Annotated in this window: 2 protein-coding genes; both read left to right on the top strand. The window is 33.2% G+C overall.

Translation table 11 applies throughout. From position 1 onward, the window contains the following. On the top strand, positions 1-776 hold a 776-nt coding region (locus WBQ70_RS09020; protein WP_423913141.1), incomplete at its 5' end, for an alpha-1,3-galactosidase-related protein. A 335-nt stretch (positions 777-1,111) separates the two neighbouring features. Further along, positions 1,112-2,587: a sulfatase family protein gene (locus WBQ70_RS09015; protein WP_423913138.1), complete on the top strand. Its 1,476-nt coding sequence runs from the start codon at positions 1,112-1,114 to the stop codon at positions 2,585-2,587. Positions 2,588-2,657: the final 70 nt, after the last annotated feature.

Here is a 2,657-nt window from a genome sequence, read left to right as displayed (position 1 = left end):
TTAAAATTGCATTGCAACATTGGCAACAATTCGGGATTGAGTTTGCAGGAATAGGAGATGAGGTTTGGTTTATCCAAAATCCAAGTCCACAACGAGGAACTGTAAATGAGGTTGTTTCAGTGAAGGTCATAGATGAAACATATTCCATTTTAAAATTTAAAAATAAAATTCCAACAACTTTAAAAGCAAATGATATTTTAGAAAATAAAACGTGGAATCCTTCTTTTACCATGAGAGGATGTAGGATAACGAAACTTAGAGCTCGTAACATGATGCTCAAAACCCCTTTGAAAATCATAATCGAAAACAATTATCTTTCTTCTGAAATGTCATCAATTGGTTTTAAAGGAGAAACTTTAAATTGGTTTGAGTCGGGTGCTGTAGAAGATGTTATTATCCGTAAAAATCATTTTGTTGACTGTGCTCATGGAGGTGCTGAACATTCCGTTTTATGGATTGCTCCCACTTTAGGGAAATCTTTTAATCAAACGGAGATTTACGACCGAAATATTCTGTTCGAAGATAATTTAATTGACACCTTTGATAACCGTATCGTTTGGGCAGAACGAGTGGATGGTTTAACGATTAAAAACAATACCATAAAACAAACAACTATATTAAAACAATTGTATCCAAAAGCATATTTATTTGATTTAGAAAATTGCAAAAACGTATCCATTATAGGAAATAAATATGAGGGTACAGCAACAAAATTTATAAAAACAGATAAAGCATCTGAACCCACATTAGTAATCAAAAACAACAACGGTTTTTAGAGAAAATCATACTAGAATAGTATCTGGTAAAATGATTTTGATTTGTTTTTTATAAATAAATCAAAATCATTTTTTTGTTTTAAAAACTATTAAAACCTTTAATTGTGTGCTATAAGTCGATAAATCCTGTATTTTTTACTCACAGATACAGCAAATGTACTCACAAATAATGAGTAGACTGCTATTTTGAGTACTTTTGAAAAGGAAATGTATAGTTTTTAAGAAGGGTAATCATTATCTGATAATGGATAAAAAGTAAAACGCTTAAAAGAGGTTTTAATTTTAAATTGCTAACTTTCTTTTTTGATTACAAAAGAAATAAACGAGAATATTAAATGAAAAATTACGTAAAAATATCGTGTTTAATTGTACTATTAACTTTCGTTTTTCTGTTGTTAATTACAGGATGTAAAAACAAAGTAGAAGCAAATGAAAGCGGAAGTTCAAAACCGAATATTATTCTTTTTGTTGCCGATGATCATGGAATAGATGCATTAGGTGCTTACGGGAATCTTGTGATTCAAACGCCTAATCTAGATAAGCTTGCCGCCGAAGGAACTCGATTTACCAATGCCTATTGTACTAGTGCTAGCTGTGCTGCTAGTCGTTCTGTGATTCTATCAGGGAAATATGGGCATGCAACAGGGTCGTATGGGCATGTGCATGATTATCATCATTTTAGTACTTTTGATGATGTAAAAACACTACCCGTTTTATTAGAAGAAAATGGTTATCTCACAGCTAGAATTGGAAAATACCACGTAGCGCCCGAAAAAGTATATCATTTTCAAGAAGAACTAAAAGCCAATCCAAGAAATACCTATGAAATGGCTGAAAAATGTGCTGATGTTTTAAAGTCAGACAAGCCATTTTTCTTGTATTTCTGTACCGATGATCCACACCGTGAAAAATCAACGGATCCAAGCAGATGGGATGCTCCCAATAGTTTTGGAAATAAACCAGAAGGATTTCTTGGAGTAAAAACGACAGTCTATGATCCTAAAGATGTTGTAGTACCTTCCTTTTTACCTGACACGAAACAATCTAGAGAGGAAATAGCACAGTATTATCAAAGTATTTCTCGTATTGACCAAGGTTTTGGGAAATTGATGAACATGCTAAAAGCCGCTGGAAAAGATAAAAATACCATTGTGTTTTATATTTCGGATAACGGAATGGCTTTTCCCGGTGCTAAAACCACTGTTTATGAACCTGGAATTAAACTGCCTTGTATCATCAAAGATCCTTTTAAAACCAAAAAAGGAAATGTAAACAAAGCCATGATTTCATGGGTAGATTTAACGCCAACTATTTTAGACATGGCAGGTGTCGATGCTGGCAAAACCAAATTCCACGGCCGTTCTTTCAATTCGATTATCGATGAAGAAAATCCAAAAGGTTGGGATCAAATCAATGCTTCGCATACTTTTCACGAAATTACAATGTATTACCCAATGCGTGTGGTGCGTAAGGGAGATTATAAATTAATTTGGAATATTGCCCATCCTTTAGAATATCCTTTCGCATCGGATTTGTGGGCTTCGTCCACTTGGCAACAAGTCTATAGAGATAAAGGTAAAAACTATGGAAAACGCACTGTCGATGCGTATTTGCACCATCCAGAATTTGAATTGTTTGATTTAAAAAACGATCCTGATGAGGTAAATAATTTAGCAACCAACAAAAAATTCGCTCCTGTTTTGGATTCGATGAAAACCAAATTGAGAGCCTTTCAAAAAGACACGAGAGATCCGTGGATAATTATGTGGGATCATGATAGTAGATTTCAAGGTACTGGTGTCAATCTTTAATAAAATATAATTTAAAATATAAATAATGAATCATTTCTTTTTAAGAGTATTTACAGTTGCAATACTGTTT

It is taken from the genome of Flavobacterium sp., assembly GCF_049590715.1.
Classification (GTDB): domain Bacteria; phylum Bacteroidota; class Bacteroidia; order Flavobacteriales; family Flavobacteriaceae; genus Flavobacterium.
The sequence above is the reverse complement of the archived record's forward strand: the minus strand, read 5'-3'. Positions and strand labels throughout refer to the sequence as shown.

Bases quoted from the DNA above. Each gene is read 5' to 3' on its own strand.
- WBQ70_RS09015 (WP_423913138.1), top strand. From the start codon at position 1,112: ATGAAAAATTACGTAAAAATATCGTGTTTAATTGTACTATTAACTTTC.